Source organism: Streptomyces sp. bgisy130 (assembly GCF_057708345.1).
On record NZ_JBYISA010000011.1, the window covers coordinates 164710 to 191388 of the forward strand.

At 70.6% G+C, this 26679-nt stretch carries 20 protein-coding genes and 1 pseudogene; 11 read left to right on the plus strand and 10 right to left on the minus strand.

What is annotated here, in order from left to right:
• Positions 1-47 precede the first annotated feature (47 nt).
• Positions 48-1148 (minus strand): annotated as a pseudogene (locus tag AC3EUV_RS17450) (glycosyltransferase family 2 protein); the annotation flags it as partial.
• 295 nt (positions 1149-1443) lie between these two features.
• On the opposite strand from AC3EUV_RS17450, the gene AC3EUV_RS17455 reads away from it, so the two are divergent.
• Positions 1444-2400 (plus strand): trypsin-like serine peptidase, encoded by a 957-nt coding sequence (locus tag AC3EUV_RS17455; RefSeq protein WP_432144075.1) that lies wholly within the window; start codon positions 1444-1446, stop codon positions 2398-2400.
• 210 nt (positions 2401-2610) lie between these two features.
• Positions 2611-3204: a DinB family protein gene (locus AC3EUV_RS17460; protein ID WP_432144074.1), complete on the plus strand. Its 594-nt coding sequence runs from the start codon at positions 2611-2613 to the stop codon at positions 3202-3204.
• Positions 3205-3230: 26 nt separating this feature from the next.
• Here the strand turns inward: AC3EUV_RS17460 and bla are convergent, their stop codons facing one another.
• Positions 3231-4148 (minus strand): class A beta-lactamase, encoded by a 918-nt coding sequence (gene bla, locus AC3EUV_RS17465; protein WP_432144073.1) that lies wholly within the window; start codon positions 4146-4148, stop codon positions 3231-3233.
• A 140-nt stretch (positions 4149-4288) separates the two neighbouring features.
• On the opposite strand from bla, the gene AC3EUV_RS17470 reads away from it, so the two are divergent.
• Positions 4289-5218 carry a LysR family transcriptional regulator gene (locus tag AC3EUV_RS17470; protein WP_432144072.1) on the plus strand — a complete coding sequence of 310 codons (930 nt, stop codon included), beginning with the start codon at positions 4289-4291 and terminating at the stop codon, positions 5216-5218.
• A complete protein-coding gene (locus AC3EUV_RS17475) occupies positions 5215-6117 on the plus strand; it encodes a serine hydrolase (RefSeq protein WP_432144071.1) in 903 nt (300 codons plus the stop codon). Before AC3EUV_RS17470 ends, AC3EUV_RS17475 begins: the two co-directional genes overlap by 4 nt.
• 18 nt (positions 6118-6135) lie before the next feature.
• Here AC3EUV_RS17475 and AC3EUV_RS17480 read toward each other — a convergent pair whose 3' ends face one another.
• On the minus strand, positions 6136-6612 hold the full coding sequence (locus AC3EUV_RS17480; RefSeq protein ID WP_432144070.1) for a DUF1453 domain-containing protein: 477 nt from the start codon (positions 6610-6612) through the stop codon (positions 6136-6138).
• Positions 6613-6682: 70 nt separating this feature from the next.
• Between AC3EUV_RS17480 and AC3EUV_RS17485 the strand changes: the two genes are divergently transcribed.
• Positions 6683-7300 (plus strand): TetR/AcrR family transcriptional regulator, encoded by a 618-nt coding sequence (locus AC3EUV_RS17485; protein WP_432144069.1) that lies wholly within the window; start codon positions 6683-6685, stop codon positions 7298-7300.
• Between the two features lie 94 nt (positions 7301-7394).
• On the opposite strand, the gene AC3EUV_RS17490 is transcribed toward AC3EUV_RS17485, so the two are convergent.
• On the minus strand, positions 7395-9893 hold the full coding sequence (locus tag AC3EUV_RS17490) for a SpoIIE family protein phosphatase (protein WP_435603282.1): 2499 nt from the start codon (positions 9891-9893) through the stop codon (positions 7395-7397).
• 241 nt (positions 9894-10134) lie between these two features.
• Here AC3EUV_RS17490 and AC3EUV_RS17495 point away from each other — a divergent pair, with 241 nt between their 5' ends.
• From AC3EUV_RS17495 to AC3EUV_RS17515, 5 genes are all read left to right on the plus strand, one after another.
• Positions 10135-11838: a sensor histidine kinase gene (locus AC3EUV_RS17495; protein ID WP_435603283.1), complete on the plus strand. Its 1704-nt coding sequence runs from the start codon at positions 10135-10137 to the stop codon at positions 11836-11838.
• The gene (locus AC3EUV_RS17500) at positions 11831-12517 is read left to right on the plus strand and encodes a response regulator (RefSeq protein ID WP_435603284.1); all 687 of its coding nucleotides are present in this window, start codon (positions 11831-11833) and stop codon (positions 12515-12517) included. Before AC3EUV_RS17495 ends, AC3EUV_RS17500 begins: the two co-directional genes overlap by 8 nt.
• Before the next feature lie 274 nt (positions 12518-12791).
• Positions 12792-13595 carry an ABC transporter ATP-binding protein gene (locus tag AC3EUV_RS17505; protein ID WP_435603285.1) on the plus strand — a complete coding sequence of 268 codons (804 nt, stop codon included), beginning with the start codon at positions 12792-12794 and terminating at the stop codon, positions 13593-13595.
• A gap of 41 nt (positions 13596-13636) precedes the next feature.
• On the plus strand, positions 13637-16258 hold the full coding sequence (locus AC3EUV_RS17510) for an ABC transporter permease (protein ID WP_435603286.1): 2622 nt from the start codon (positions 13637-13639) through the stop codon (positions 16256-16258).
• 143 nt (positions 16259-16401) lie between these two features.
• Positions 16402-17463, plus strand: coding sequence for a zinc-binding dehydrogenase (locus AC3EUV_RS17515; protein WP_435603287.1), 1062 nt, complete (start codon positions 16402-16404; stop codon positions 17461-17463).
• Here AC3EUV_RS17515 and AC3EUV_RS17520 read toward each other — a convergent pair.
• Both AC3EUV_RS17520 and dnaE read right to left on the minus strand, forming a co-directional pair.
• Positions 17457-17933 carry a hypothetical protein gene (locus AC3EUV_RS17520; RefSeq protein WP_435603288.1) on the minus strand — a complete coding sequence of 159 codons (477 nt, stop codon included), beginning with the start codon at positions 17931-17933 and terminating at the stop codon, positions 17457-17459. The genes AC3EUV_RS17515 and AC3EUV_RS17520 overlap by 7 nt on opposite strands.
• Positions 17934-18057: 124 nt before the next feature.
• Positions 18058-21654, minus strand: a complete 3597-nt coding sequence (gene dnaE, locus AC3EUV_RS17525) for a DNA polymerase III subunit alpha (RefSeq protein ID WP_435603324.1) — start codon at positions 21652-21654, stop codon at positions 18058-18060.
• A gap of 523 nt (positions 21655-22177) precedes the next feature.
• Here dnaE and AC3EUV_RS17530 point away from each other — a divergent pair.
• On the plus strand, positions 22178-22915 hold the full coding sequence (locus AC3EUV_RS17530; RefSeq protein ID WP_435603289.1) for a flavodoxin family protein: 738 nt from the start codon (positions 22178-22180) through the stop codon (positions 22913-22915).
• 67 nt (positions 22916-22982) lie between these two features.
• On the opposite strand, the gene AC3EUV_RS17535 is transcribed toward AC3EUV_RS17530, so the two are convergent.
• From AC3EUV_RS17535 to AC3EUV_RS17550, 4 genes are all read right to left on the minus strand, one after another.
• On the minus strand, positions 22983-23684 hold the full coding sequence (locus tag AC3EUV_RS17535; RefSeq protein ID WP_432144059.1) for a zinc ribbon domain-containing protein: 702 nt from the start codon (positions 23682-23684) through the stop codon (positions 22983-22985).
• A 58-nt stretch (positions 23685-23742) separates the two neighbouring features.
• Positions 23743-24120: a hypothetical protein gene (locus AC3EUV_RS17540; RefSeq protein WP_432144058.1), complete on the minus strand. Its 378-nt coding sequence runs from the start codon at positions 24118-24120 to the stop codon at positions 23743-23745.
• A gap of 21 nt (positions 24121-24141) precedes the next feature.
• The gene (locus AC3EUV_RS17545) at positions 24142-25737 is read right to left on the minus strand and encodes a zinc ribbon domain-containing protein (RefSeq protein WP_432144057.1); all 1596 of its coding nucleotides are present in this window, start codon (positions 25735-25737) and stop codon (positions 24142-24144) included.
• A 191-nt stretch (positions 25738-25928) separates the two neighbouring features.
• Positions 25929-26675 (minus strand): MerR family transcriptional regulator, encoded by a 747-nt coding sequence (locus tag AC3EUV_RS17550; RefSeq protein ID WP_432144056.1) that lies wholly within the window; start codon positions 26673-26675, stop codon positions 25929-25931.
• Positions 26676-26679: the final 4 nt, after the last annotated feature.

Below are 26679 nucleotides of genomic sequence, written 5' to 3' on the forward strand. Positions count from 1 at the left end.
TACCGGGTGGGGCCGCTCCATGAGCCCGCCATCGACGTGGCGTGTCTTCACCCGCCTGCGAGCGCCGCCCGAGCTGGCGCGGTATCGGCCCGGCCCTTCTCGTAGACCGTGAGGCCCCGGGCCAGATGGAGAGGTACCAGGAGTAGTTCGACGATGAGGGCCTTCCAGGCGTAGACGAGGTTGACGGCCTTGGTGGCGTAGACGCAGGGGATGTTCAACAGGACGGTGGTGAGCGGGAGTTTGCGCCGGTGGGCGGCGTAGAGGAGGGGTGGCAGGGTCAGCAGGAGTTCGGCGCCGGCCCACCAGGCCACGGCGAGTGCGGGTGAGGCGCCGGTGGTTGCTGCGACCAGGAAGGGTGTCGCCCACCACAGGGGTGCGGTGAGGATCTCCAGGAGGGCGAGCAGGACCCAGAGCGCCAGCAGGGGTTTGTGGAGGATCAGTTGGCCGAGGTGGAGGCGGACGTTCTGGCAGAAGCCGGCCATCCAGCGCCAGACCTGTTTGCGGAGGTAGGTGAGGTCTTCCGGGTCGGCGGCCAGGGCGACGGCGTCGGAGACGTAGACCGCGCGTCTGCCCGCGATCTGCTGGGACCACGTGAAATCCATGTCTTCGACGATGGTTCGTTCCGGGAAGCCGCCGAAGGACATCAGATCGTCGCGCCGGAAGACGGAGCAGCAACCCGAGCAGACCATAGGGCTGTTGGCGCGGGCCTGGATGGGGCGGTGCCAATGGAAGCCGAAGAGGTACTCGGTGGAGCGCCCGCGTTCCCAGAGTGTGCGGGTGTGGCGGGTGCGGACCGTGCCTGCCGCGACCGTGACGCCGGGGTCGTCGAAGACGGGCAGGACGGTCTCGATGTAGTCGGGCGCGAGGACGGTGTCTGCGTCCACGGCCAGCACGAGGTCGGTGGTGCACTGCGGCAGGGCGTAGTTCTGTGCCTTGGCCTTGCTGCCGAGGTTGCGGGGCGGGCGGAGCACGGTCACCCCATGTGAGGCCGCCACTTCGCCCGTACGGTCCGTGGAGGCGTCGTCGACTACCAGGACCCGGTCAGGCGGGACCGTTTGAGAGGCGAGGGACTCCAGAGTGGCCGGGAGCCCTTCCTCCTCGTTGTGTGCGGGCACGATGACGGTGATGGTGTGCATGTCGTTCTCCCCCTGTCTTGCGGATAGTGCTGACTGCGACGGTGAGCAGTCCGATCACGCCGTAGACGATGGTGCTGATGCCGATGAACGGCAGTCCTCCGTGCATGTCACCGACGGTAGGGGAGGTAGTGCCCGGCGTGGTTCCGGAGGCAACCTCCTGTGGATAACTCGAGCAAGGGGAGGGGGTGTCGGGCGTCGCGGGATGTGGCGTCCGGTGAAACCTGACGGGGTGAAAGGCCGTCATGTCCTGTGAAAACGCACGGTGTTCAGTGTCCGTCGTCACCGACCGCTGCCTCCAGGAGTTCGCATGCCCGCCGCCCCCACCGTCCCGGCTCCCTCCGCGATGTCCGCTGCGCCCGCGGCCTTGGCCTCCCCGCCCCGCCGCCGGCACCGGATCGCCGTGGCCGTTGCCGCGGGCACGCTGCTTGCGGCCGTCGGGCCGATGCCTGCGACGGCCGCGCCCAAGGCCGCGGCCGACAAGGTGGCCACCGTCAACTACACCGCCGGCGAGCGCCGGGAGGCCCTCGCCTACTGGACCCCGGCCCGCATCAAAGCCGTGGGGAAGTCCGTGGACCTCGGCCCGACCGGCCCGAAGTCCCGGCCGTGGCGGGGCACGACCATGAAGACCGTTGGACGGCTCTTCTTCGTCAACGCCGACGGGGCGGACTCTTGGTGCACGGCCACCGCCGTGCGGAGCGCCAACCGCTCCGTGGTGATGGCCGCCGCACACTGCGTGCGCCGCCCCGCCTCACCCGTCAACACCTATATGGACCTGGTCTTCGTGCCGGGTTACCAGAAGGGCACTCAGCCGTACGGCGCGTTCCCGGTGCGCGCCGCCATGACTGCGCGCTCCTGGGCGGAGGACGCCGTGAACGACGTGGCTGCGCTGGCTGTCGACCCCGACGCCAAGGGCCGCCGGCTCACCGACGTGGTGGGCGGTCAGACCGTCGCCTTCCACCACCGGGTCGGCGGGCGGACCGTGGCCTTCGGCTACCCCGCCACCCGCCCGCAACGTGGCGAGGAACTGCTGCATTGCACCGGTACGGCCACGCGGGCACGCGACAACGAGCAGTCCGTGCCATGCGACCTGGGCGGCGGCGCCAGCGGCGGCCCCTGGCTGACCGACTTCGACACCGCGACGGGGCAGGGCGTGCTGGTCTCCGTCAACAGCCATGGCGATGCGCCGACGGGCGGCACGCGCATGTTCGGCCCGGTGCTCGGGGACGTCGCCAAGCAGGTCTATCAGCGGGCGGAGCGTGGCTGACGCTCACGCTGACCGGCGGGTGGGGCCGGGGCGATCTCCGGCCCCCTCCCTCCGGCCCGCGTCCCGCCATCCCGCCATCCCGCCTCCCTCCGTACCGGAGCCGAGCCGGATACGGCGGCACATGCACATCTCCGGTTCGGCCGTCACGTCAGGCGAGCTGATTCCGCCACGAGCGGTGGCTGGCGAGCGCGCGAGCGGCAGACTGGCCCCATGACCCCATCAGATCCCAAGGCTGACCTCCACTTCTACCTTCAGTCCGCCCGCGATGCCCTGTTGTGGAAGCTCGACGGGCTCTCGGAGTACGACATCCGCCGCCCGCTGACCCCGACCGGCACCAATCTCCTGGGCATGGTGAAGCACGTGGCCACTGTGGAGCTGGGCTACCTCGGCGACACCTTCGGACGGCCGTCCGGCGAGCCGCTGCCCTGGCTCGAAGACGCTGCCGAGACCAACGGGGACATGTGGGTCACCGCCGACGAGTCACGCGAGTACATCGTCGAGCTCTACCGCCGGGCGTGGGCACACGCGGACGCGACGATCGACGCGCTTGCGCTGGACACGATCGGCAAGGTGCCGTGGTGGCCCAGTGGCAAGGACGAGGTGCGGCTGCATCACGCTGTGGTGCGGGTGATCGCCGATACTCACCGGCACGCCGGCCATGCCGACATCCTGCGGGAACTCATGGATGGTGCCGTGGGGATGAACGAGGGCAATGACAGCATGATGCCGGGCGACTCGGCCTGGTGGGAGAACTATCGAAGCCGGCTGGAGCGGTCAGCTCAGGAAGCCGACCGGGGCGCGTAACCCCCGGCGCCCCCTCCTACGGCCTCCTACGACACCCTCTCCGCCACCACCGCCGCCGCCTGCGCGATCAACGCGTCGTCATGGTCCGCGTCCTTCTGCGTGCGGTTGGACATGATCGCTACGACGATGGGGGCGGCGTCGGGCGGCCAGACCACGGCGATGTCGTTGCGGGTGCCATAGGTGCTGCCGGCGCCGGTCTTGTCGCCGACGAGCCAGGTTTTGGGCATGCCGGCCCTGATGAGCTTCGCTCCGGTGGTGTTGGTCTGGAGCCACTTCGCGAGCTGTGCGCGTTCGCGCCCGGGCAGAGTGTCCCCGAGGACGAAGGAGCGCAGGTCCTTGGCGAATGCCCGGGGGGTGGTCGTGTCCCGGGTGTCGTTCGGGGCCCAGTCGTTCAGTTCCGGCTCGCGGCGGACCATCCGCGTGGTGTGGTCACCCAGCTTCTCCAGTACGGCGTCCAGGCCCTTGGGGCCGCCGATCGAGTCGAACAGCAGGTTGGCGGCCGTGTTGTCGCTGTAGCGGACGGCGGCGTCACACAGGGCGCGCAGGGTCATCCCGGTGTCGACGTGCTTTTCGGTGATGGGGGAGTAGGGGACCAGATCGTCGCGGGAGTAGGTGATCACCTTGTCCATGCCGGGCAGTGAGTGCTTTTTCAGCACGGCGCCGGCCGCCATCGCCTTGAAGGTGGAGGCGTGGGCGAAGCGTTCGTCCTGGTGGTAGGCGATCTCGCGGCCCGTGCCGGTGTTGATCGCATAGACACCGAGCCGGGCGTCGAATTTTCGCTCAAGGTCCTTGAACGCCTGGGCGGATGACTTCGGCGTCGCGCTCGCGTGCGCTGCCTTCGTGGTGGGGGAGGGGTCGGCCGGGGAGCCGCAGGCGGTGAGCGGGACGAGGCTGAGGGTGGCGAGCGCGCCGATGAGGAGGCGCCGGGCTCGGGTGTGGGGCATGTCAGATCCTTTGGGAGTCCCGGGCGCGCAAGGCGTACGGGGAAAGGGTGGCGGCCGGCCCTGCGCCGGGTGGCCGCCGTTGCCATGACCACCCTCGCGTTCCGGTACCTATGCAGTCCAATGCGCTCATGAGGGTTTCCATGCCGAAATCGCATAGGGTGGCTTTCGTGGATCTGGTGGGAGCGTGTCGTGCGTTTGTCAGCGTGAGCGAGCGCGGCAGTTTCACCGTCGGAGCGGCCGCCGCGCGGATGTCGCAGTCGGTGGCCAGCCGTCGTGTCGCCGCCCTTGAGGAGCGCTTCGGTGAGCGGCTTTTCGAGCGAACGGCGCGGCGGGCCGTGCTCACGCCCTTCGGCCGGGACATGCTCCCGGCCGCCAGACAGCTGGTGCTCGCGGCCGATGTCCTGCAACACGAGGCGGAGACCGCCAAGCTCAAGCCGTGGCGGCTCGCGGTTCCCGACATCTGCTCCACCGCTGGTCTCGCCCGCCTCATCGCCGACGCACGAGGCCACGGTGTCACCCTCGATCTCCGCGCCGCGGCACCGGCGGAGCGGGCCGAGCTGCTGCACTCCCAGCAGGTACGGGCCGCCCTGCTCGCCGTCCCGCGGGACGAGGCGACCTGGTCCGTGCCGCTCGGGCTCGCCGGTGCGCAGGATCCGGGAGGCAAGCGGCTCTATGTCGAGACGCTGCGCAGGGGGCGCGCCGCGCTCGGCGAGCCCCGCCGTATCTGGATCCAGCCGGAGGACGATGTGCCGCATATCCGTGACCCGTTGACGCGACTGCGCGATGCCGTCGGTCTGCGGCCCGCCCAGCTCGTCGTCGCGGCGGATCACACGACCGCCGCGGCCGAGGTGCTGTGCTCGCGCGATGTGCTGCTCTGCTCGCCCGCCCAGGCCCGGGAACTCGCCCTGCACTGGCGTCCCATCGGCGAGATCACCGTCACCCGGGGGTTCGCCCTCGCCACTGCCGTGGCCGGCCACCCGGACCATATCCGTGCGCGTCTGGGCGATGAGATCGCCCGCTGTCTCGGCGCCGACGAAGGCGCCGGGACGCCGGGCGCGGTGGCGACATGAGCACCGAGGCACTGCTTCGCGAGATGCGTCAGCGGCTGCGCGACGGCGGCCTGCACGGCTGCTTTCTCGTCCGGGACCTGCATACGGGACAGGAGCTGGGCATCGAACCGGACACCCAGCTGCCCGCCGCTTCCCTGGTGAAGATCCCGCTGGCGCTGGCGACACTGGAGCGCATCCGGCGGGGCGAGCTCGACGGATCGACGATGCTGACGGTCGAACCCGGGCGGATCACCTCGCCCGGTCCGACCGGGCTGAGCCGCTTCCGTCATCCGGTCCGGATCGCGATCGATGACCTGCTCTACCTCAGCACCTGCGTGAGCGATGGAACGGCCGCGGACGCACTGTTCGCCCTCACCCCGCCTGCTCAAGTCGCCGAAATCATGCGGGAGTTCGGGCTTCAGGGCATCTCCGTCCGGCACACCACGCGCGAGCTGACCGAGACCCCCGTCGAGCGCTTCGATGCCGCAGAGGCGCATCTCGCCTACGCGCTCGCCATTGAGGCCGGCACCAGCGGCCGCGGCCACCGGGTGCCGCAGCTCGATGTGACCCGGGCGAACTCCGGCAGCGCGCGCTCGTACGTCGACCTCCTCCAGGCCCTGTGGACACCGTCGGCGATCCCCCCGGAGGTGGCCGGGCGCGTCCGCGGCCTCATGGCGGATAATCTGCTGCGGCAGCGCATCGCCCCGGACTTCAGCTCGGACGCCTCCACCTGGTCCTCCAAGACGGGCACCCTCCTCAACCTCCGCCACGAGGTCGGCGTCGTCGAGCACTCCGACGGCCAGTCCTTCGCCATCGCCGTCCTCACCGAGTCCCTCGTCCCCGCCGGCACCCGACCCGACGCCGACGCCCTCATGGCCCATGTCGCCCGCACCTTGCGTGATCACCTTCGGCAGCTGTAGGGCTGTCCGCCGAGTGAGTCAGCGAATACGCGTAGGGGCGAAGGGAATCCCCGAGGCCATGCCGCGACGGCCGACCATGAGGGACTCGCCGAGGAAGCTCAGGCCGATGGAGAGCTGGATGGAGCGTGCGTTCTCGTGCATGCCCATCTTTACTGCCAGGAGGCTGAAGCCGGCCGTGATCGCCAGGGTGCCGATCACGGTGAGGAAGGTGCGGCCGGTGTAGCGCTGCCACAGGACACCTCCCTTGTCGACGAGCTGAATGGTGGCGCCGCGGAGTGCGCCGAGTGCCGCGCCGAGGAGGGCGCCGGTGATGATCCAGGTGAGGTCGGTGCCGGTCAGGTCCGTCTTCTTGGCGAGGGACAGGATGCCGATCCCGATCAGGATCGCCGGGGCCACGAAGAGGTCCTTCGCGTTGACCGGTTCACCGTGCATCCGTTTGATCACGACGGCGATCACGACCACCGCGACGATCGCGGCGAGCAGCCAGGGGTTCACGCGGATACCAACCAATCTTTATGGCATGACTGAGCTAAAAAATTTAGCTCAGTCGTGCTATAAAGGCAATGTGCCAAAGATCGTCGATCCCGTGGCCCGTCGCAGGGCGGTGGCGCAGGCCGCTCTGTCCGTCGCCGCCCGGCATGGGCTGGAGCATGCGTCGCTGCGCAATGTCGCCGAGGAAGCCGGACTCGCCATCGGCTCGGTCCGCCACTACTTCGCCGACCACAACGAGTTGATGACCTTCACGATGCGGGAGCTGAGCCGGCGCATCGGCGACCGCATCCGCACGCACGCCGAGCGGCTGCTGGCTCCCGATGGCGGCATGGACCGCCGGGCCGGAACGGAAGAGCTCCTGGCCGAGTTCCTCCCCGTGGACGAGGCCCGCCATACGGAGTCCGCACTCTGGCTCGCCTTCACCACCGCCGCACTCACCCGCCCCGAACTCCGGCCCTGCGCCGCCGAAATGCAGGCCAACCTGCACGCCCTGATGTCGCGTGTGCTGCACGAAGCCCGGTCCGCCGGTGGACTGCCGGGCGGCATGGACGTCGAACTGGAAAGCACGCGACTGGCCGCCCTCCTCGACGGCCTCAACCTCCAGGCGACGCTGCTGCCGGACCGCTATCCGCCGAAGCTGCTCCGGCAGGTACTGCGACGGCACTTGGACGCCCTCCGCGCCGGCAGCTGAGTTCCCAAGCCGCGTGGCATGAGGCCAAGCCCCGGTCGGCCGGTCGCCACTCCCGCGACCGTATGACCCACCGGCCAGCGCCCAGTGCCGCCCCCTAGACGCCTCCCCCTCGGGCCCCACCCCGCTGCGCCGGCCCGGGACCGTACTCGGTGAGCAACAAGGCGATGTCGTCCGCCCGGTACGAGGAGCCCCGGGCGTTGTGGAGGAGCCGGTCGGCGAGTTCGTCCAGGGAGTCGGCGCGGGCGTGGGCCAGGGAGGAGCGGAGGCGGTCGATGCCCACGTCGATGTCGGCTCCGGGCTCCTCGACCAGGCCGTCCGTGTAGAGGGCGAGGACGGAGCCCGGCGGGAGGTCGACCGGGGTGGTGGGGTAGTCGCTGGTGCGGTCCACCCCGAGGAGCGGGCCGATGTCGAGGTCGAGGACCTCGGTCGTTCCGTCGGGGCGGCGGAGCAGCGGCGGGGGGTGGCCGGCGGTGACGGCTTGGGCGTGGTGGGTGTGGGCGGCCACGTGGAGGCAGCAGCAGCTGGCCAGCAGCCCGGGGTCGAGGTCGACCAGGGTGTGGTTGACGCCCGCCATCACCTCGCCGGGGGTATGGCTCACCGCCGTGAACGCCCGTACGGCGCTGCGGAGTTGGGCCATGGTGGCCGCGGCGGCGATGCTGTGGCCCTGGACGTCGCCGATGATGAGGGAGACGCCGTCACCGGTGGGGATCGCGTCGTACCAGTCGCCGCCGATGTCCATACCGCTGGTGCCGGGCAGATAGCGGGCGACGGTGCGGATGCCGGGGATCACGGGCAGCCGGTGCGGCAGGAGCGCTTGTTGGAGGCCGCGTGCGATGGCGAATTCCGAGTCGTAGAGCTTCGCGCGTTCCAGGGCCTGGGCGATCAGCCCGGCGAGGGCGGTGAGCACGCCGCGGTCCTTCTCGGTGAACCGGTGGTTCCGGTCGAAGCCGAGGACGCAGGTGCCGACCGGGTGGCTGGAGGCGATCAGCGGCAGATACGCCCAGGAGTTCACCTCGCCGGTGGGGGTGTCCGGATAGTTCCGGGTGAGGTCCTGCCGCGATTCGATGAAGAGCGGAGCGCCGGCGGTCAGGGCCTCCGTTCCGGGCAGCCGGGCGTGCAGCGGTGCGCCCTCCAGCCCGTCGAGGAAGTCCTCCTGGCGCCCGGTGTGGAAGAGCCGGTGCATCGTTCCGTGGCGGACCACGTAGACGGCCAGCTGCTGGCCTCCGAAGGCGGGGAGGAGCTGGTCGGAGACGACCTCGCAGACCTGGCGGGTGGTGACCGCCTCGGTCAGCGCGCTGCCGAGCTGGAGGACGTGGTGCATGACTCCCAGCCGCGTCGGGGTGGCGGCGGTGGCGGGTTCGGCCGCGGACGCGGGCGGTGTGGAGACCGAAGGGGGATGGCCGAGGGGCACCACCCGGCCGGTCACGCCGTCGGCTTCCGGATGGAGGGAGAAGGCGAGCCAGTCGTCGGGCGCCCGGCAGGCGAGGAAGGAGGACGGCGCCTGCGAGATCATCGCGGACCGGTGCCGGGACTCGACGTCGGGGTCGGACAGCCAGGGCAGCGCGTCCCAGAGCACCCGGCCCAGCAGCTCGTCGCCGGACACGTCCAGCTGCCGCAGGGCGGTGTGGTTGGCGTAGGTGACCCGCCCGTCGGGGGCGAGGGAGAACAGTCCGTCCCGCAGCCGTTCGACCGCGGCGACGGCCGCGCTGCCGGCATGGCTGTCGACGACCGCGCCCACCAGTTGGCGGCGGCCCGGCGGGTCGCCGGTGTCCAGGACGCGGGCCCACAGCTCGACCGTGCGGTACCCCTCGCCGCCGCCCCCGCGATCCCGTACGCGCAGGCGCCGCGCGGTGATCCGGTCGCCCCCGGCGGCGGCCTCCCGGGCCGCGGACAGGAAGGCGGCGAGATCGCCGGGGTGCAGGCAGGCGGCCAGCGAGGTGGCCCGTCCGTCGAAGGTACGGGGGTCGCGGCCGAAGATCGCGCAGAGTTCGTCGTCCCCGCGGAAGGTGCCGGAGTCGAGGTCCCAGCCGAACAGGCCGACCCGTACGGCCGTGGCGGAGGGCGCCGGGATCTCGACGGGAACCGTCTCGGGGGCGCATTCCACCGGATCGCCGGTCCGGGCGCGGAGCGCGGCGAGGGAGCTCCCGAGCCGGCCGGCGACGGTCCGGACGTGGCGGCGCCGGGCCCGGGACAGCCCTTCGCTGCCGGGTGAGGCCGCCCAGACGATCGCCAGCGACCCGAAGGTTTCCCCGCCCGCGCCCACCGGCACGGAGCAGGAACCGAAGGCGTACGGCAGCGCCACCGAGAGCTGCGGATAGCGGCGCATCGTCTCCTCGGCGTTGGCCAGGTGGACGGTGCGCCCGGAGCGGTACGCCGTGGCGACCGGGATGGGGCTGCTCACCGGGATGAGGCGCCAGCCGCCCAGCAGGGAGGGTGGCACCCCGAACGTCGCGGCGAGCACGATCGACCGGCGGTCGCGGGAGCGGAGAAAGACGCTGCCCGCGTACGCGCCGGTTCCTTCGACGGCGTCGACGGCGGCCGCGGCGAGCAGATCCGCGCGCTCCGCCGTCTCGCCGACGGTCATCCCGCGCATACCTCCAGTGTGCGCATGAGTCGGCCCACCGGCCCAGAGCGGCAACTCAGGGAGATGTCCGGGTCACAGCCTGCACCCCCGCCGCGCCGGGGCGCCCTCCGGCCCGCACCCTGCCCGTACTGGTCCCGCCTCTGGGGCCGCTGTCTTTGGGCAGCGGCCCCGTGGCCTCTGTCTTTGGGCAGAGGCGGCTCACCCTCAAGAAGCAGGGAAGCCCCGTACGGAGCCCCTGATAATCGTCGTCATGTCCTCCAGTGCCCCGCCCGAGACCGAGCCCCCCGTTTCCCGAAGCCTCTTCGCGGGGCCGGGGGAGCGGGGACGGTGGCTGGTGTGGCGGGCGGTGGGCGAGGCGGTGGTGGCCGCGGCGCTGGTGCTGCTCGTCCATGAGGGGGCGTCGCTGGTCGAGGCCAGGCTGGTGGGTGCGGCGGCGGGCCTGGCGGCTCTCGGCATCGTGCTGGTGCTGGTGCGGCGCCGGTTTCCGGCGGCCTGTGTGGTCGGGCTGGCGGCGCTGATGGGGGCGGTGCCCTCGGTGGCGCTGCTGACTGCGGTGGCCGCCTACACCGCGACCCGGCAGCTGAGGACCTCACGGCAGCGGGCCGGGGTGCTGCTGGGGGCGGCCGCTCTGACGATGCTGGTCGGCGCGGTGCTCGCTCCCGCGGTGGAGCTGGGCAGCAGCCTGTTCGGCCTGGCGCTGGGCGCGGTGCTCGCCGTCAGCACGGTCGTCGTGCCGGGGCTGGTCGGTACCGCCGCCGGGCAGCAGGGCCGGCTGCTGCGGGCGCTGCGGGAGCGCGCGGCCGCCGCCGAGGAGGCGCGGCGGCTGGCCGAGAGCGAGTCCCGTATGCGCGAGCGGTCGCGGATCGCCGCGGAGATGCACGATCTGGTCGGGCACCGGCTGAGCCTGGTCTCCCTGCACGCGGGCGGGCTGGAGATGGCGCTGGAGAAGGCGGCGCCCGAACTGCGGGACGAGGCCGCCGTGGTGCGCCGCGCCACCCGGGACGCGATGCAGGAGCTGCGGGCGGCGCTGGGGGTCCTCGGCCCGCTGGAGAGCGACACCGGCACCGGCGCGCTGACCGACGCGACGGGCACCCGCGCCGACATCGAGGCGCTGGCCGAGGAGTCGCGCCGGGGCGGCATTCCCGTCGAGCTGTGCTGGGAGGGGGCGGACCTGGATGCCCGGCAGGCGCGGGTGCGGCGGGCGGTGCACCGCGTGGTGCGCGAGTCGCTCACCAATGTGCACCGGTACGCGGCCGGCTCACATGTGACCGTCGACGTTCGCCACACCGGCGAGCGGGTGGTGGTGCGGGTGCGTAACGGCGTTCCGCCCACCCGGCCCGCCGCCTCGACGGGTCTCGGCTCCGGGCGCGGGCTGGCCGGGCTGCGGGAACGGGTGGCGCTGCTCGGCGGAGAACTGGAGGCCGCGCGGACGCCCGGTGGCGGCTTCACGGTCGCGGCCGACCTCCCCGCCGACCCCGGGCCCGGCGCCGAGCCGACGGACGCGCGACCGGAGGCCGGTGGCCCGGTCGCTGCCGACGAGCCCGCCGGCCGGCTCTCCGCCCTCCAGCGGCGCGCCGTCGGCGCCGTCATCGGGCTGCTCGGCCTGACCGGGGTGGGCGTGATGGCGCTGTTCGGGGTCCTGCTGGTGGCCCATGCACGGTATGACCTCGCCTACGAGCGCCCCGAACGGCCCCGGTTGGGGATGACGAAGGAGCAGGTGAAGCGGGCCCTGCCACCGGACGACGCGGCCGTGCGCGCGGCCGCCGCGGGGCGTGAACCGCCACGGCGGCCGGCCGCCACCGACTGCCTGTATCCGTACGCGAGCGATGCCGCCGAGGGCAACCGGCTGCCGATCGTCCGCTACTGCTTCCGGTCCGACACCTTGATCGCGATCGACCGCTTTACCGTTCCGATGGTGACCGAACCTCATGCTGGGAGCAGGACGCATGACTGACTACGCCAACTCCGCGGTCTCCGGGCCGGGTTCCGCGATCCGGGTGCTGCTCGCCGACGACGAGGAGATGGTCCGGCACGGCGTCCGGCTGATCCTCCGGCACGCCGAGGGCATCGAGGTGGTGGGGGAGGCGGCCAACGGCGCCGAGGCCGTCCGGCTCGCCGCCGGGGACCGGCCCGATGTGGTGCTCCTCGACGTCCGGATGCCCGTACTCGACGGGCTCGCGGCCGTCGAACCGCTCACCGCCCTGGACCCCGCGCCGCAGGTCGTCATGCTCACCACCTTCGGCGACGAGGAGAACGTCCTGCGGGCCCTGCGGGCGGGCGCCACCGGCTTCCTGCTCAAGGACGAGGGGCCGCAGGAGCTGATCCGCGCGGTACGGGCCGCGGCCGCCGGGGACGCGGTGCTCTCGCCCGGTGTTACCGGGACCGTCGTCCGGCGGATGCTCAGCGGCGGCGGGCCCCCCGTCCAGGACCGCAGGGTGGCGGGGCTGACGGACCGGGAGCGGGAGGTGCTGGTGATGCTGGGCGAGGGGCTGTCGAACCTGGAGATCGGCGGCCGGCTCGGCATCGGGGTGGGGACGGTCAAGACCCACGTCGGCTCGATTCTGGGGAAGACGGGGTGCGGCAGCCGGGTGCAGGCGGCGCTGCTGGCGCACCAGGCCGGACTCATGGGCTGAGGTCCGGGCCATGGGCTGAGGTCCGGCCCGGCCCGTACGGCTGTCTCTTCCGGGACCCGTACGGGCCCCTCCGGCTCCCCCTTCCGGGCCCCTCCGGCTCTCCCTTAGGGGAGAGGGGCCGTGGTCCGTGCGGACGAGGGCGCGGCCCTCTCTCTGCCCTGGGGCAGGCGGCGGATTCCCGACCTGAGGGCGACGGATCCGGGGGTGTGCCGCGACCACGATGGTCGGGAATCCCGCACCCCTCCCGGGCCGACCAACAACTTACGGAGCCCCCATGGCACAGCCCGCACTCCCGGCCACCGGCCTTCAGACGTCCGGCGCCGCCGCCCGCGCGACGGAGCTCACCAAGGTCTACGGCGCGGGCGAAACCCGCGTCGTGGCGCTCGACTCGGTCTCCGTGGAGTTCGGCCGCGGCCGCTTCACCGCGATCATGGGGCCGTCCGGCTCGGGCAAGTCGACGCTGATGCACTGCATGGCCGGGCTCGACTCCTTCTCCGGGGGCTCGGCCCGGATCGCCGACACCGAACTGTCCCGCCTGAGCGACCGTCAGCTCACCAGGCTCCGCAGGGAGAAGGTCGGCTTCGTCTTCCAGTCGTTCAACCTGCTGCCCACGCTGAACGCCCTGGAGAACATCACGCTGCCGATGGATATCGCCGGCCGCAAGCCCGACCAGGAGTGGCTCGACCTGATCGTGGGGACCCTCGGTCTGTCCGGGCGGCTGCGGCACCGTCCCTCGCAGCTCTCCGGCGGCCAGCAGCAACGCGTCGCCGTGGCCCGCGCACTGGCCGGCCGACCCGAGATCATCTTCGCGGACGAGCCGACCGGCAACCTCGACTCCCGGTCCGGCGCGGAACTCCTGGGCTTCCTGCGGGACTCGGTACGCGAGCTGGGACAGACGGTCGTGATGGTCACGCATGACCCGGTCGCCGCCTCCTACGCGGACCGGGTGGTCTTCCTCGCCGACGGGCGGCTCACCGACGATCTGCCCGCCCCCACCCCCGAGGCCGTCCTCGACCGGATGCGGCACTTCGACGCCCAGGACGCACGACCTGACGTGGCCGCCACTCAGCGCCGGTAACCCGCCTCCGCCCCTCGCACCTCTCTGGGACTGAATCGACCATGCTGCGTACCGCCCTGCGCAACGTCCTTGCGCACAAAGCCCGCTTGATCATGACCGCGCTCGCGGTCCTGCTCGGCGTCGCGTTCGTCTCCGGCACCCTCGTCTTCGGCGACACCGTCGCCCACGCCTACCGCAACGCCTCCGCCGCGAGCCTCCGGGGCGTGGCCGTCTCCGTACGGGCGGCGGAGGCCACCCCCGCCACCGATACGGCCGGCGGCGAGGAAGCCCCGGCCCCCGACACCTCAGGCGACGGGGACCCCCGGCGGACCACCCCTCTCGACACCGCGCTGGCCCGGAAGATCGGCCAACTGCCCGGCGTCGCCTCGGTACGCCCCACCGTCCACGGCGAAGCCACCCTGGCCGGCAAGGACGGCCGCCCGGTCGGCGCCGACAGCGACCGGCAGCACCTCGCCACCAACTACGTGCCGGGCAAGGACGGCAAGGACAGCCGCTATCCGCTGACGGCGGGCCGCGGCCCGGCCGCCGCGGACGAGCTGGCCCTCGACGCCAGGACCGCCCAGCGGGCCGGCTACCGCATCGGTGACACCATCCGCTTCGCCCTCGACGGGCCCGTCCTGACGAAGAAGCTGGTCGGCCTCGTCTCCACCGACGATCCCCGGGTCACCGCCGGCGGCACCCTCACGCTCTTCGACACCCGGACCGCACAGCAACTGTTCCTCCACCCCGGCGAGTTCGACGAGCTCGCGGTCGCGGCCCAGCACGGCACGGACGAGCGCGCGCTGACCGGCCGGGTGCGGGCGCTGCTCCCAGCGAAGGGCGTCCAGGCCCTCAGCGGCACCGACCTGGCCGTCGAACAGGCCGACCGGATCGCCCGGAACACCCGGTCCCTCACCAAGACGCTGCTGGTCTTCGCCGGAATCGCGCTGTTCGTCGGCGCGTTCCTCATCGCCAACACCTTCACCATGCTCATCGCCCAGCGCAGCCGCGATATCGCGCTGATGCGGGCCGTGGGCGCCTCGCGCCGCCAGGTCGTACGCGCCGTCCTCATCGAGGCCGCCCTCCTCGGCCTGGTGGCCTCCGCCGCCGGATTCGCGCTCGGCCTCGGCATCGCCACCGCCCTGCGGCCGCTGCTCAACACCACGGGTGCCGGACTGCCCGACGGACCGCTGGTCATCACGCCCGCGGCCCCGCTGGCCGCGCTCGCGGTCGGCGTCGTCATCACCGTGCTGGCCGCCTGGCTGCCGTCCCGCAAGGCCGCGAGGATCGCCCCCGTGGCGGTGCTCAGCAGCGTCGACCAGGCGCCGCCCGGCCGCGCCCTGAGGGTCCGCAATGTGCTGGGCACCCTGCTCACCGGGGCCGGGGCGCTGGTGATGCTGTATGTCTCCACGCTCCGGACGAGCAAGGAATCGAACCTGATGCTCGCGATGCTCGGCTCCGCCCTCACCCTCGGCGGCGTGATCGTGCTGGCCCCGCTGCTCTCCCGGCCGCTGATCGCGCTGGCCGGCCAGGTCACCACCCGACTCTGCGGCGTCAGCGGCAAGCTCGCCAAGGAGAACGCGCTGCGCAACCCGCGCCGTACGGCCGCCACCGCCTCGGCCCTGATGATCGGGCTTGCCCTGATCACCGGACTGACCGTCGGCGCCCACTCCGCCCAGCGCGCCATGGCCAAGGAGGCCACCCAGGGCCTGACCGCCGACTACAAGGTCACCAACAGCACCGCACGCGGCCTAGCCACGGACACCGCCGCCAAGGTCGCCCGCGTCCCCGGAGTCGCCGCGGCCGCCCCCGTCACCTCCGCCGGGCTCGACGTCCGGGGCGAGTACGCCGTGCTGACCGGCACCGACCCGAAGGCGTTCGGCAAGGCCGTGCGGCTGGACGTCCGGGCCGGTTCGCTGGGCGACATCGGCAACGGAAAGATCGCCATCTCCGACGCCTTCTCCCGGCGGACCGGCCTCGGCGTCGGCGACACCCTCGACGCCCGGCTGGGCTCCGGCACGGGGAGCGGCACGACGCAGCGGAAGACGCTGGCGGTGGTCGCCCTCTATGCCAAGACCCGCGCCGCCGACGACGCACTGGGCACCCTGACCGACGTACTCCCGTACGCCGACTCCCAGGAGCTGGAAAACGTGCTGGTCAAGGCCGACCCCGGCAAGGCGGCCGGCCTCGAACGGAAGATCCGCGCGGCACTCGGCGACAACCCTCTGCTGAAGGTCCGCAGCCGGCAGCAGCTCATCCAGGAGAACAACGGCCCCGTCACCACCGTCCTCAACATGCTGTACGGGCTCCTCGGCATGGCCGTCGTCATCGCGGTGCTCGGCGTCGTCAACACCCTGGCCATGTCGGTCTTCGAGCGCACCCGTGAGCTCGGGATGCTCCGCGCCATCGGCCTCGACCGCTCCGGCGTCCGGCGGATGGTCCGGCTGGAGTCGGTGGTGATCTCGCTGTTCGGAGCCATCCTCGGCATTGCCACCGGCACCTTCCTGGCCTGGGCCGGAGGCGGCCTCACGACCTCCTCCATGCAGGAGTACGAAATGGTCCTCCCCTGGGGACGGCTGGCACTCTTCCTCGCACTGGCACTGGCCATCGGCGTCCTCGCCGCGATCTGGCCGGCCCGCCGCGCGGCCGGCCTGAACATGCTGCGCGCGATTCAGCCGCACTGAACCAAGGGGCCGGGCGCGCACCGCACCACGGTCGTGCCGGGTCGGCCGAACGGGCGAAGATGCCGCGACCGGCCGTCGCCAGGCCCGGTCCACGGGAAGGGCGATGACATGAGCCACCCGCAACGAACGACAGGCAATCCGACGTGAGAGCTTTTGTGCTCCGGAGAGTCGGCGAGGTCGGCGTCATCGAGAAGCCGGTCCCCGAACCCGGCCCCAATGACGTGGTCGTGCGCACCACCGCGGCCCTGGTGTGCACCACCGATGTGCACGTCATGCGGGGCGTGATTCCGGTTGCTCCGGACGTGACACTGGGGCACGAGGCGGTCGGTGTCGTCCACGCGCTCGGCTCGGCCGTCGAGGGACTGACCGAGGGACAGCGCGTCGCGGCTGCCGGGATCACGCCCTGCTTCCAGTGCGATTCCTGCCAGCGCGGCTTCTCCTCGCAATGTGAGGGACGGATGCTGGGCGGCGCCCGATTCACCAACCGGCGCGACGGAACGCTGGCCCAGTACTTCCTCGTCAACAACGCCCAGGCCAACCTCGCCCCGATCCCCGAGGAGCTCTCCGACCACCACGCGCTGTACGCCACCGACATGCTCTCCACCGGATTCGTCGCCGCCGAACACGCGGAACTCCAACTCGGCGAGACCGTCGCAATCTTCGCGCAGGGCGCGGTGGGACTGTCGGCGACGATCGGCTGCCGCCTGCTCGGCGCCGGCCTGATCATCGCCGTCGAGTCGGTCCCCGCCCGTCAGGAACTCGCCCGCCACTTCGGCGCCGACCTGATCGTCGACCACACCCGGTGCGACCCGGTCGAGCGCATCCTGGAGCTGACGGACGGTCAGGGAGTCGACGCCGCCATCGAGGCGCTCGGCGCTCCCCAAACCTGGGAGGCGGCCTTCCGGGTCACCAAACCCGGAGGGCGCATTTCCAACGTCGGCTACCACGGGGAGGTGCGGGAGCCACTGCACATCCCCCTGGAGCCCTTCGGATACGGCATGTCCGACAAGCAGCTGTACGGCGGCTTCAACCGCGGAGGCCGCGGCTGGCTTCGGCGCATCTTCCGGCTGATGGAGACGGGCAGGGTCGACCCCACACCGATGACCACCCATGAATTCCGCTTCGACGACATCGAGGAAGCCTTCCGGATGATGGCCTCGAAGGAAGGGGGCATCATCAAGCCGCTGATTCACTTCCCTCAGTGATACTCCCTCAGCTCTCCCGGCCGTGCGAAGTAGAAGCCCCGCGGCCCCTCCGGCTCACCGGTGCCCCCGCAGAGGCAGGGCGCGGGCCGCCCCTCGACCAGCTTGCTGCCGTTGACCACGGGCTTGCCGTCGAAGCGGCGCCCGGCGAAGCCGAAGATATGTGTCCCCCGCCCCAGCCGCAGCATCCCCGCGGTGACCTGCGCCGCCGGCACCGGCAGCCCACCGGCCACGAGACGGACGAGAAAGAAGAGGTTCAGCTTCTCCCGCGCGGCGGGGCCGGCCCACAGCGCGACGATCACCGCCGCCTCGTCCCGTTCCGGGACGCACCCCCGCACGTAATACGGCTTGGCCAACGGCGCGTCCGTGTAGTGCCGGAGCGCCGCGGCAACGGTCCGCTGCGCCCGGGAAAGACACGAGGACGAGCAGGTCACCGGCGGCGCCTGGACGGACATGTCTGGCTGCACCCCCATGCAGTTGTCATCGATTCCGATGACAGTGATGATCCCTCGCGGCCGGGGTACTTGCGGTACGAGGCGACGTGCCGGGCAACGCTCGCACGAGGGGGCAGCGTTCCGGTGCATAGGCGCATCGACCTCACCATGGCGCTTCCCAGGCGTCGGCGCCGAAGGTGCCTTTGACATCGGAGGCGATGGTCGTGGGGTTCACCGTGGCGTGCAGGGCGTAAACGGTGGTCTTGCGTGCGCCGCGGACGCTGAGGTGCACGGGGCTGTCGCCCGGGTGGTCCGCGAGGATGCGCTTGAGTTCCTTGACGGACTGTTCGGTGATGCGGTGCGCGGGGAGCGCGAGCCGTACGGGGGGCTTGCCGCCGTGCTCGGCGGAGGAGATGTCGAGGACAGTGAGTTCTCTGCCGAAGATGTTCACCGTTCCGTCCCGGTCTTCGACCTTGCCCTTGACCGAGATGACGTTGTCCTCGGCCAGTGCGTGCTGGACGAGCTGGTAGGCGGCGGGGAAGAACAGGACCTCCAGGGCGGCGTCGCGGTCGGCGAGGGTCACGATGGCCCAGGGGTTGCCTTGCTTGGTCATCTTGCGCTGGATGCCGGTGATCAGGCCGGAGACCTGCACGTCTCCGGTGCTGCTCCCGGAGGCGAGCAGTTCGCCGATGGTGCAGTCGCGTGCGCCGGCGAGCACATGCTCGGCACCGTCCAGCGGGTGGGCGGAGACATAAAGGCCGAGCATTTCGCGTTCGGTGGCCAGGAGCTGCCGACGGGGCCATTCCGTGTCGTCGAGGGGGAAGTCGAGTCCGAAGGCGGGTTCGCCGCCGCTTTCCGCGGCCAGATCCGCGAAGAGGTCTTCCTGTCCAAAGCTTGCCGCCTTCTTCACCGGGGTGATGGTGTCGATGGCTTCCTCGTGGATGGCGGTGAGGCCCTTGCGGGTGTGGTTCAGGGAGTCGAAGGTGCCGGCCTTGATCAGGGATTCCACGGCTCTCTTGTTCAGTGCGGGCAGGTCGGCCTTGTCGAGGAAGTCGGCGAAGGAGGTGAACTTTCCCTGACCACGGCGGGCCTCGACGATCGCGTCGATGACCTGGTCGCCGACATTGCGCACCGACCGCAGCCCGAAGCGCACATCATCGCCGACGGCGGTGAAGGCGGCGACGGATTCGTTCACGTCGGGCTGGAGGACCCGGACGCCGTTCTTACGGGCGTCGGCGAGGTAAGTGGCGGCCTTGTCCTTGTCGTCGCCGACGGAGGTGAGCAGGGCCGCCATGTACTCGGCCGGGTAGTTGGCCTTGAGGTAGGCGGTCCAGTAGGAGACGAGGCCGTATCCGGCGGTGTGGGACTTGTTGAACGCGTATCCGGAGAAGGGGAGCATGACGTCCCACAGGGCCTTGATGGCCTCCTCGCGGTAGCCGTTGTCCCGCATGCCGGCGTGGAACTTGTCCCACTCCGCGGCCAGCACCTCGGGCTTCTTCTTGCCCATCGCACGGCGCAGCAGGTCGGCCCCGCCGAGGGTGTAGCCGGCGAGCTCCCGGGCGATGGCCATGATCTGCTCCTGGTAGACGAGCAGATGGAAGGTGTTACCGAGGATGGGCTCCAGTGCGTCCTTCAGGTCGGGATGGATGGGGGTGATGTCCTGGCGGCCGGTCTTGCGGTGGGCGTAGTTGGTGTGGGCGTTGGCCGCCATCGGGCCGGGCCGGTAGAGGGCGTTGACCGCGGCGATGTCCTCGAACCGGGTGGGTTCCATCTGCTTCAGCAGGACGCGCATGCCGCCGCCGTCGAGCTGGAAGACGCCGAAGGTGTTGCCCTCGGCCAGCAGCCGGTAGGTCGTGGCGTCGTCCAGCGGGATGACGGTGGCGGAGGAGGCCCCGTCCAGAGGGTCCACCGTGGTCAGGCTGATGCCGCGGTTCTCGCGGATGTTCTCGATGGCCTGGTCGATGACGCCCAGGTTCCGCAGCCCGAGGAAGTCCATCTTGATCAGGCCCATGGCTTCGCAGGACGGATAGTCGAATCCGGTGATCTTCACGCCGTCCGAGGCGCGCATGTGCAGTGGGATGCGGTCCGTGAGGGTCGTCTTGGAAAGGATCACCGCGGCGGCGTGCACACCGGTGCCGCGGGTGAGGCCCTCGACCCCACGGGCGGTGTCGATGACACGTCGGACATCCGGTTCGCTCTCGTACATCTGCCGGATCTCCGCTGCCTCCCCGTACCGTTCGTGGGAGGAGTCGAAGATGACGGCGAGGGGAGCGGACTTGCCGTTCTGGTCCGGCGGGAGTGCCTTGGTGATGCGTTCTCCGTGGGAGAACGGATAGCCGAGAATGCGCGAGGAGTCCTTGATCGCGTTCTTGGCCTTGATCTTGCCGAAGGTATTCACCATGGCGGTGTATTCCTCGCCGTACTTCTCGGTCACGTAGCGGACCATCCGGTCCCGCTGACGGTCGTCGAAGTCGAGGTCCACATCCGGGGGGTTGATGCGCTCAGGATTCAGGAACCGCTCGAAGAGCAGGCCGTGTTCCAAGGGGCACAGCTCGGTGATGCGGGTGGCGTAGGCGACGATCGATCCGGTCGCCGAGCCCCGTCCGGGACCGAGCGGGATCCGGTTCTCCCGGGCGTGGCGGCAAATATCCGCCACGACGAGGAAGTAGGAGCTGAAGCCCATGGGGCCGATCACCGACATCTCGGTCTCGAAGCGCTCCAGAATGTGCGGGGGGACCGGATTTCCGTAGCGCAGGGCCAGGCCCTGGAGAACCTCCTTGCGCAGCCACGATTCCTGGGTCTCTTCCGCGGGCACGTCCGGGAATTGCGGCATTTCGTCGACGTAGTCGAAGACCTCGTCGTAGGACTCGATGCGCTCGGCGATCAGCAGAGTGTTGTCACAGGATTCCGGGAGCTCCGAGAACAGGCGGCGCATTTCCGCGGCGGTCTTGAGGTAGTAGCCGGACCCGTTGAAGCGGAAGCGGTTCGGGGCGTCCTTGTTCTTGCCCACGCCGATGCACAGCAGACTGTCGTGGGCGTCGGCCTGGTCCTCGGTGACGTAGTGCGCGTCGTTGGTGGCCAGGAGCGGGATGCCGAGATCCTTGGCGAGGCGCAGCAGGCCCTGGCGGACATCACGCTCGATGTCCAGGCCATGGTCCATCAGTTCCAGGAAGTAGTTCTCCTTCCCGAAGATGTCCTGATAGGCACCGGCGGCTGCCCGGGCCTCGTCGTACTGGTTCAGCCGCAGCCGGGTCTGGATCTCCCCCGACGGGCAGCCGGTGGTGGCGATGATGCCGTCCGGCCTCTCGGCGATCAGCTCCCGGTCCATACGCGGCTTGCCGGCCGGAAACTGGCCCTCGTAGCTGGCCTGCGTGCTGAGCCAGAACAGGTTCCGCAGCCCCTGAACGTTCCGCGCCCACATGGTCAGGTGAGTGAAGCGGCCACCACCGGACACATCCTTCGAGCCCTCGCCGTCCTCACTCATGGCGCGACGGCCTCCCGGCCCCCAGAACTCCTGCTTCCGGACGAAGCGTGCGGTCGGCGCCATGTACGCCTCGATGCCGATGACCGGTTTGACGCCCTCGAAGCCCTTCGCGACCTGCGCGAACTCGTAGGCGCCGAACATGTTGCCGTGATCGCTCATGGCGATCGCAGGCATCCCCTGGCGGGCCACCTCACGGAACATCGGCGTCAGCTTCTGCGCGCCGTCAAGCATCGAATACTCGGTGTGGTTGTGCAGGTGGACGAAGGAATCCGGCACGAGCGGGGTCACCTCCAGAGGCACAGGGGAAACCCCGACCGGCCCGGAGCGCGGGGAAGACACGTTCCGTGGCCGAACCACCGGCTCGGCGGCGGGGCGAAAAGCCGTCGCGGTGCGGATGCGCCGAGGCGACCACCGAACGCCGCTACGAGAGGCGTCTGCTCAGCTCACGCCGGCGACGCGCGACCTCCCGTCAGGGCGATCGAAGGCCCTGTGCAACCACACGTTGACCCCAGACATGAAAGCGGGCGGTGCACAAAGGAATCAAACAACCATTTCGACGCCATGAACAACGGATGGTTGTACTCGTAGGGTGGGCGTCTCGCACCGTCGCGCTGACGGATCACACCACATCACGCCGCGGCCGCCACCCGTGACCGACCCGCCCGTCGCCTGTTCCGCTGTCGGGGTGGTCGTCGGGGACGGGTCGTGCCGCTGCGGGGTGAGCGGGTGGGGGAGCAGCACGATGGGCAGCGCTGCGCCGCCGTGACCGGCACGGTGGCACGACCCCCGGGAGCGCTCCGTGACCGCCCAGCCGCCGCGTACCGATGCACCGCCCGCCCGCTACGACGACCTGCGCGCCCTCGTGTTCAACTGCACCCTCAAACGGTCGCCGCAGCCCAGCAACACCCAGGGGCTCATCGACCGCAGCGTGGGCATCATGGAGCGGCAGGGCGTGCAGGTCGAGGTCGTACGGGCCATCGACCATGACATCGCCACCGGCGTCTGGCCGGACATGACCGCACACGGCTGGCGGACCGACGCCTGGCCGGCCCTCTACGAACGGGTCATGGCCGCCGACATCCTCGTACTGGCAGGCCCGATCTGGCTGGGTGACAACAGCTCGGTGACCAAGCAGGTGATCGAGCGCCTCTACGCCTGCTCCAGCCTGCTCAACGCGTCCGGACAGTACGCCTATTACGGGCGGGTCGGCGGCTGTCTGATCACCGGCAACGAGGACGGGGTCAAGCACTGCGCCATGAACGTGCTCTACAGCCTTCAGCACCTCGGCTACACCATCCCCCCGCAGGCCGACGCCGGCTGGATCGGTGAGGCCGGCCCCGGCCCCTCGTACCTCGACCCCGGCTCGGGCGGCCCGGAGAACGACTTCACCAACCGCAACACCAGCTTCATGACCTGGAACCTGCTGCACCTGGCCCGCACCCTCAAGGACGCCGGCGGCATCCCGTCCTACGGCAACCAGCGCACCACCTGGGACGCGGGCTGCCGCGACGACTACGAGAACCCGGAACACCGGTAGCGGCCCCCGGCCCCTTCCCCGTCTCTCCCGTTGGCGCGGAGGCGGGGAAGGAGCGAGCCGGGGGCGCTCACCTCTGGGAGATGTCGGCGCTGACGATCGCGCCGTCGGACACCGTGTAGGTGCCTTGGTACACCCGTACCGAGCCATCGGTCTGGGTCGCGCGGAGGACGGCGCTGACCTGTCCGGAGCTGCCGTCGTTCACCGCGCTGAGTTCGATGTTCACCGTGGTGCCGAAGCCCGACTTCCACTCCGAGTACGAGGTGCCCCCGATGTTCTTGCCGCCGAGGTCCCAGGCCGCGGAGAAGTCACCGGCGTTGATGTCCCGGTAGTACTCCTCCACGACCGCGCTCGCGTTGTCGGGAGACGGCGAGAGGTCCGACGGTGTGGGGGAGGGGAAGTCGGTCGGCGGCAGGGTCTCGGTGTAGGTGGGCGGCACGGAGCCGATGTCGGTCGGGGGCGGGGAGCCGAGGGCCGGGTCCGGGGTGGGGCCGGCCGAGGAGAGCGCGCCGACCGTTTCCTCGTCCGGGGAGCCGTCGGACGAGGAGAGCACCAGGGCGGTCGCGCCGCCCGCCACGATCAGGGCCGCCACCACCCACAGCAGCCACTGCGGGAGGATGGTGGGCCCCACCCGGACGTAGCCGTGCCCGGTGCCCCCGACGGGCTGACGGGTGCCGGCGGGCGCCCCGCTCTCGTGCGGCGTACCGCAGCTCGGGCAGAACGTCGCGGCGGCATCCTCCTGGCGCGCGCCGCAGTGTGTGCAGGACGGCATGGTCATCTCCCCCCGTTGTCCTGGGTGTTCCCGGACCCGGCCTTCGCGTCGGACCGGGCTAGAGCCCGTGGATCGCCTCTTCGATCGCCACCGCCAGAGTGGCCAGGGCGGTGAACCCCGGCACCGCGCCCACGAGCGCCCTGGCGAACACCTTCAGCTTGCCCTTGCGCGGTGCCTCCGAAGTGGCCTCCTCGCGGGCGTCCTCGGCGGCCTCGATCAGGTCGTCCCGTTCCGGGTGCGCGGACCGGCCGAGTTCATCGATCAGCCGGGTGAGCAGCTTGTCGAGGTCCTGGGGCTGCGGCTGCGGCCCGTCGCCGTACTGGGTCAGGCCGCTGTCCCGGACCTCCGCCTTGGCGTTCTTGCCGCTGGCCACGGCGTTGCCGACGACATTCGAGCCGCCGGTGGCGATGATCCCGTCGTTTCTGCGCATCTGCATTCCTCATTCCTTCCCGTCCGGTCAGTCCAGCTTGAGCAGCGGGATCTTGTGGATGATGTTCATCGCGGTCCGGGACCGGTCGCCGGAGGCGACCGCGCTGGAATCCACCCGCGATCCGTGGGACGCGATGATGCCGTTGTTGATGATGGTCTGCTGACGCTGGATCAGCTCACCCGCGTCGATTCCCCGCGCTTCGGCGAATTCGACGAGTGCGTCCAGCACCCGCTTTTCCACCGTCTTCAGGACCATGCCGCTGTCGGCCTTCTGGAAATGCCGCTGGTGGTGGGTGGCGGCGGCTTCCCGGCGGACGCTCTGCCGTGCCCCGTAGTCGAATCGGCGCAGCCTGGTGATCAGTTTGTGCTGACGGCGCAGCCGCCGGGACATCCAGGAGTCGGGCGCGAATCCCGCGATCGCGCGCGCAGGGGAGGCCAGCAGAATGAAGAAGGTGCTGACCGCGGTCTCCGAGACCAGCTTGGCGAGCTCGCCCACGGCCGGCCGGGGCATGAGGGTGTCGATGATCCGGTAGCGGTCCAGCAGCGGGAACAGCACCGTCGGGACGGCCTCCACGAAGAGATTGGAGTCCGACCGCACAAAGCGCAGAAAGAGCGAGGTGACCAACTCGCCGCCCCAGCCGGTGGAGTGCACGGCCAGATACGGGCGGGCTCCCTCCTCCGGTTTCCGCTTCAGCGTGTCCATCTGGTCGAACGGAATCCGGGACACCGGCCGGCCGAGCGGATCCGGCAGAAAGCGAGTGTCTCCCAGCAGGGTCGAGCCCTCGGCGAAGAGCCGCTCCTCGATCTCCAGACAGGGCAGCGCCAGCGTGCCGACCCGCTCGGCGATATGCGCATAGAGCTCCGTCACATCGAATTCCTCCGGCTCGCCTTCCGGCCGGCTCGATGTGGTGACGTCGAATGTCAGGGACCATGAATCGAGTTCGGCCCCGTAGCCGATGAACGGTGAATAGCCGCTGTACGTGGTGACGTTCCCGTCGGCGTACTCGCCGATCTGGCGCAGGCGCAACGCGATGTCGTTGTTGAGCGGCGGCGGCGCGGCCGCCGGTTCGAAACGGTCCGGGCGAAGGCTCTGGAGGTGGCGTCCGTACTTCGTGGAGAGCTCGAAGGAGAACACCGTCACCCAGGACAGGAAGAGCACCAGCAGGATGATCCCGGGCTCGGCGGCCACGAACGTGAAGAAGAAGGCCAGCAGGAACAGGACGGCGAGCACGAGATCCCGGCTGTGCCGGCGTGCGTTGGCCAGGTAGGCGTGCCGCAGCACCACGGGAATATCGCACGCCGGGGCCGCCGCCACCCCGAGATGGGGTTCGGCGGCGACCCGTTTGATGAGCGATCCGGCGTAGGCGCGGTCCAGGTAGGCGGCCGCACACAGATATCTGGTCAGGTCCCGGCCGTTGCCCCACCGCGGCACGGTGGCGCGGCGGTTGGCCGGCCGCTCCGCGAGCGGCACCGTGGTCGCGGCCGGCGGCGGAGCACCGGCAGGCTGCTGCGGCAGCGTCACGGTCGCCGCACCGGCCTCCAGGGCCGCACCGCAGGTGCTACAGAACGCCGCTCCCGGAGCGGTGCCCCGGCCACATCCGGGGCATGTCGTCGTATGCGTCATCGCTTCCCCCCCCACACACACATGAGCCCGGCTCACGTCCAACTAGTGCAGCACAAGGGGAATCTGAGAAATTGTCAGAGTCACTCTTTGAGGCTGGACCGTTACCGATCCGGAACGGGCACGCCGGCTGCTTCGGTGTGCCCGCCCCGGTCGGCAGGGATGGTGCCGGAGGGGGAAGTCCGGCCGGTGCCCTAGGGTTCGGCCCCGGCCTCTCCTGCGGTTCGGCGCTGCTTGGCGCGGTGGGCGAGTACGCCGAGGATCCGTTGCCACGCCGGTGATGCCTCGACGACCCGGGAGAATGCCAGCGCCGTGTTCCCTTGCTCGCTGCTGTCCCGTGCGTGGTCGATCTCCCAGTTGTCCAGTTCATCGATGAGCTGGTCCACGCGGGGATCGTGCGGATCCCAGTCGATTGACTGATCGCAGGCGAGGTACAGGCGCGTTGTCTCGGGGTCGTCGAAGCTGGCGGCCTTGTCCTTGATCGCCTGCGGCATGGACTCCGGGTCCAGTGCCTGGAGCAGGATCCACACATCCCGTTCGAGCCGTACGGTCCGTTCGCTGACCCCGAGACTGCGCATCCGGTTCAGGTTGGCGACCACCCCGGCAGGCAGGACAAGCCCTTCGCCGCCGGCCAATTCGGTGATCCGGCGGCGGTGCTCGGTGAGCTGGTCGATCTTGCGCTGCAATTCGGCGTCGATGTCGGTGATGGCCGCGGCGAATTGGCTCGGCTGCGCGTGCAGCAGCGCGTCGATACGGGCCAGCGGCACCCCGGCGTCGGCGAGGGTCCTGATCCGGATGAGATCCACCGCCGCTTGTGCGCTGTAGCGGCGGTAGCCGGAGCGATCGCGTTCGGGTTCCGGCAACAGGCCGACGTGGTGGTAGTGGCGAACGGCGCGCACGGTCACGCCGGCGGTCGCCGCGAGCTGGCTGATCGTGAGCATCGTT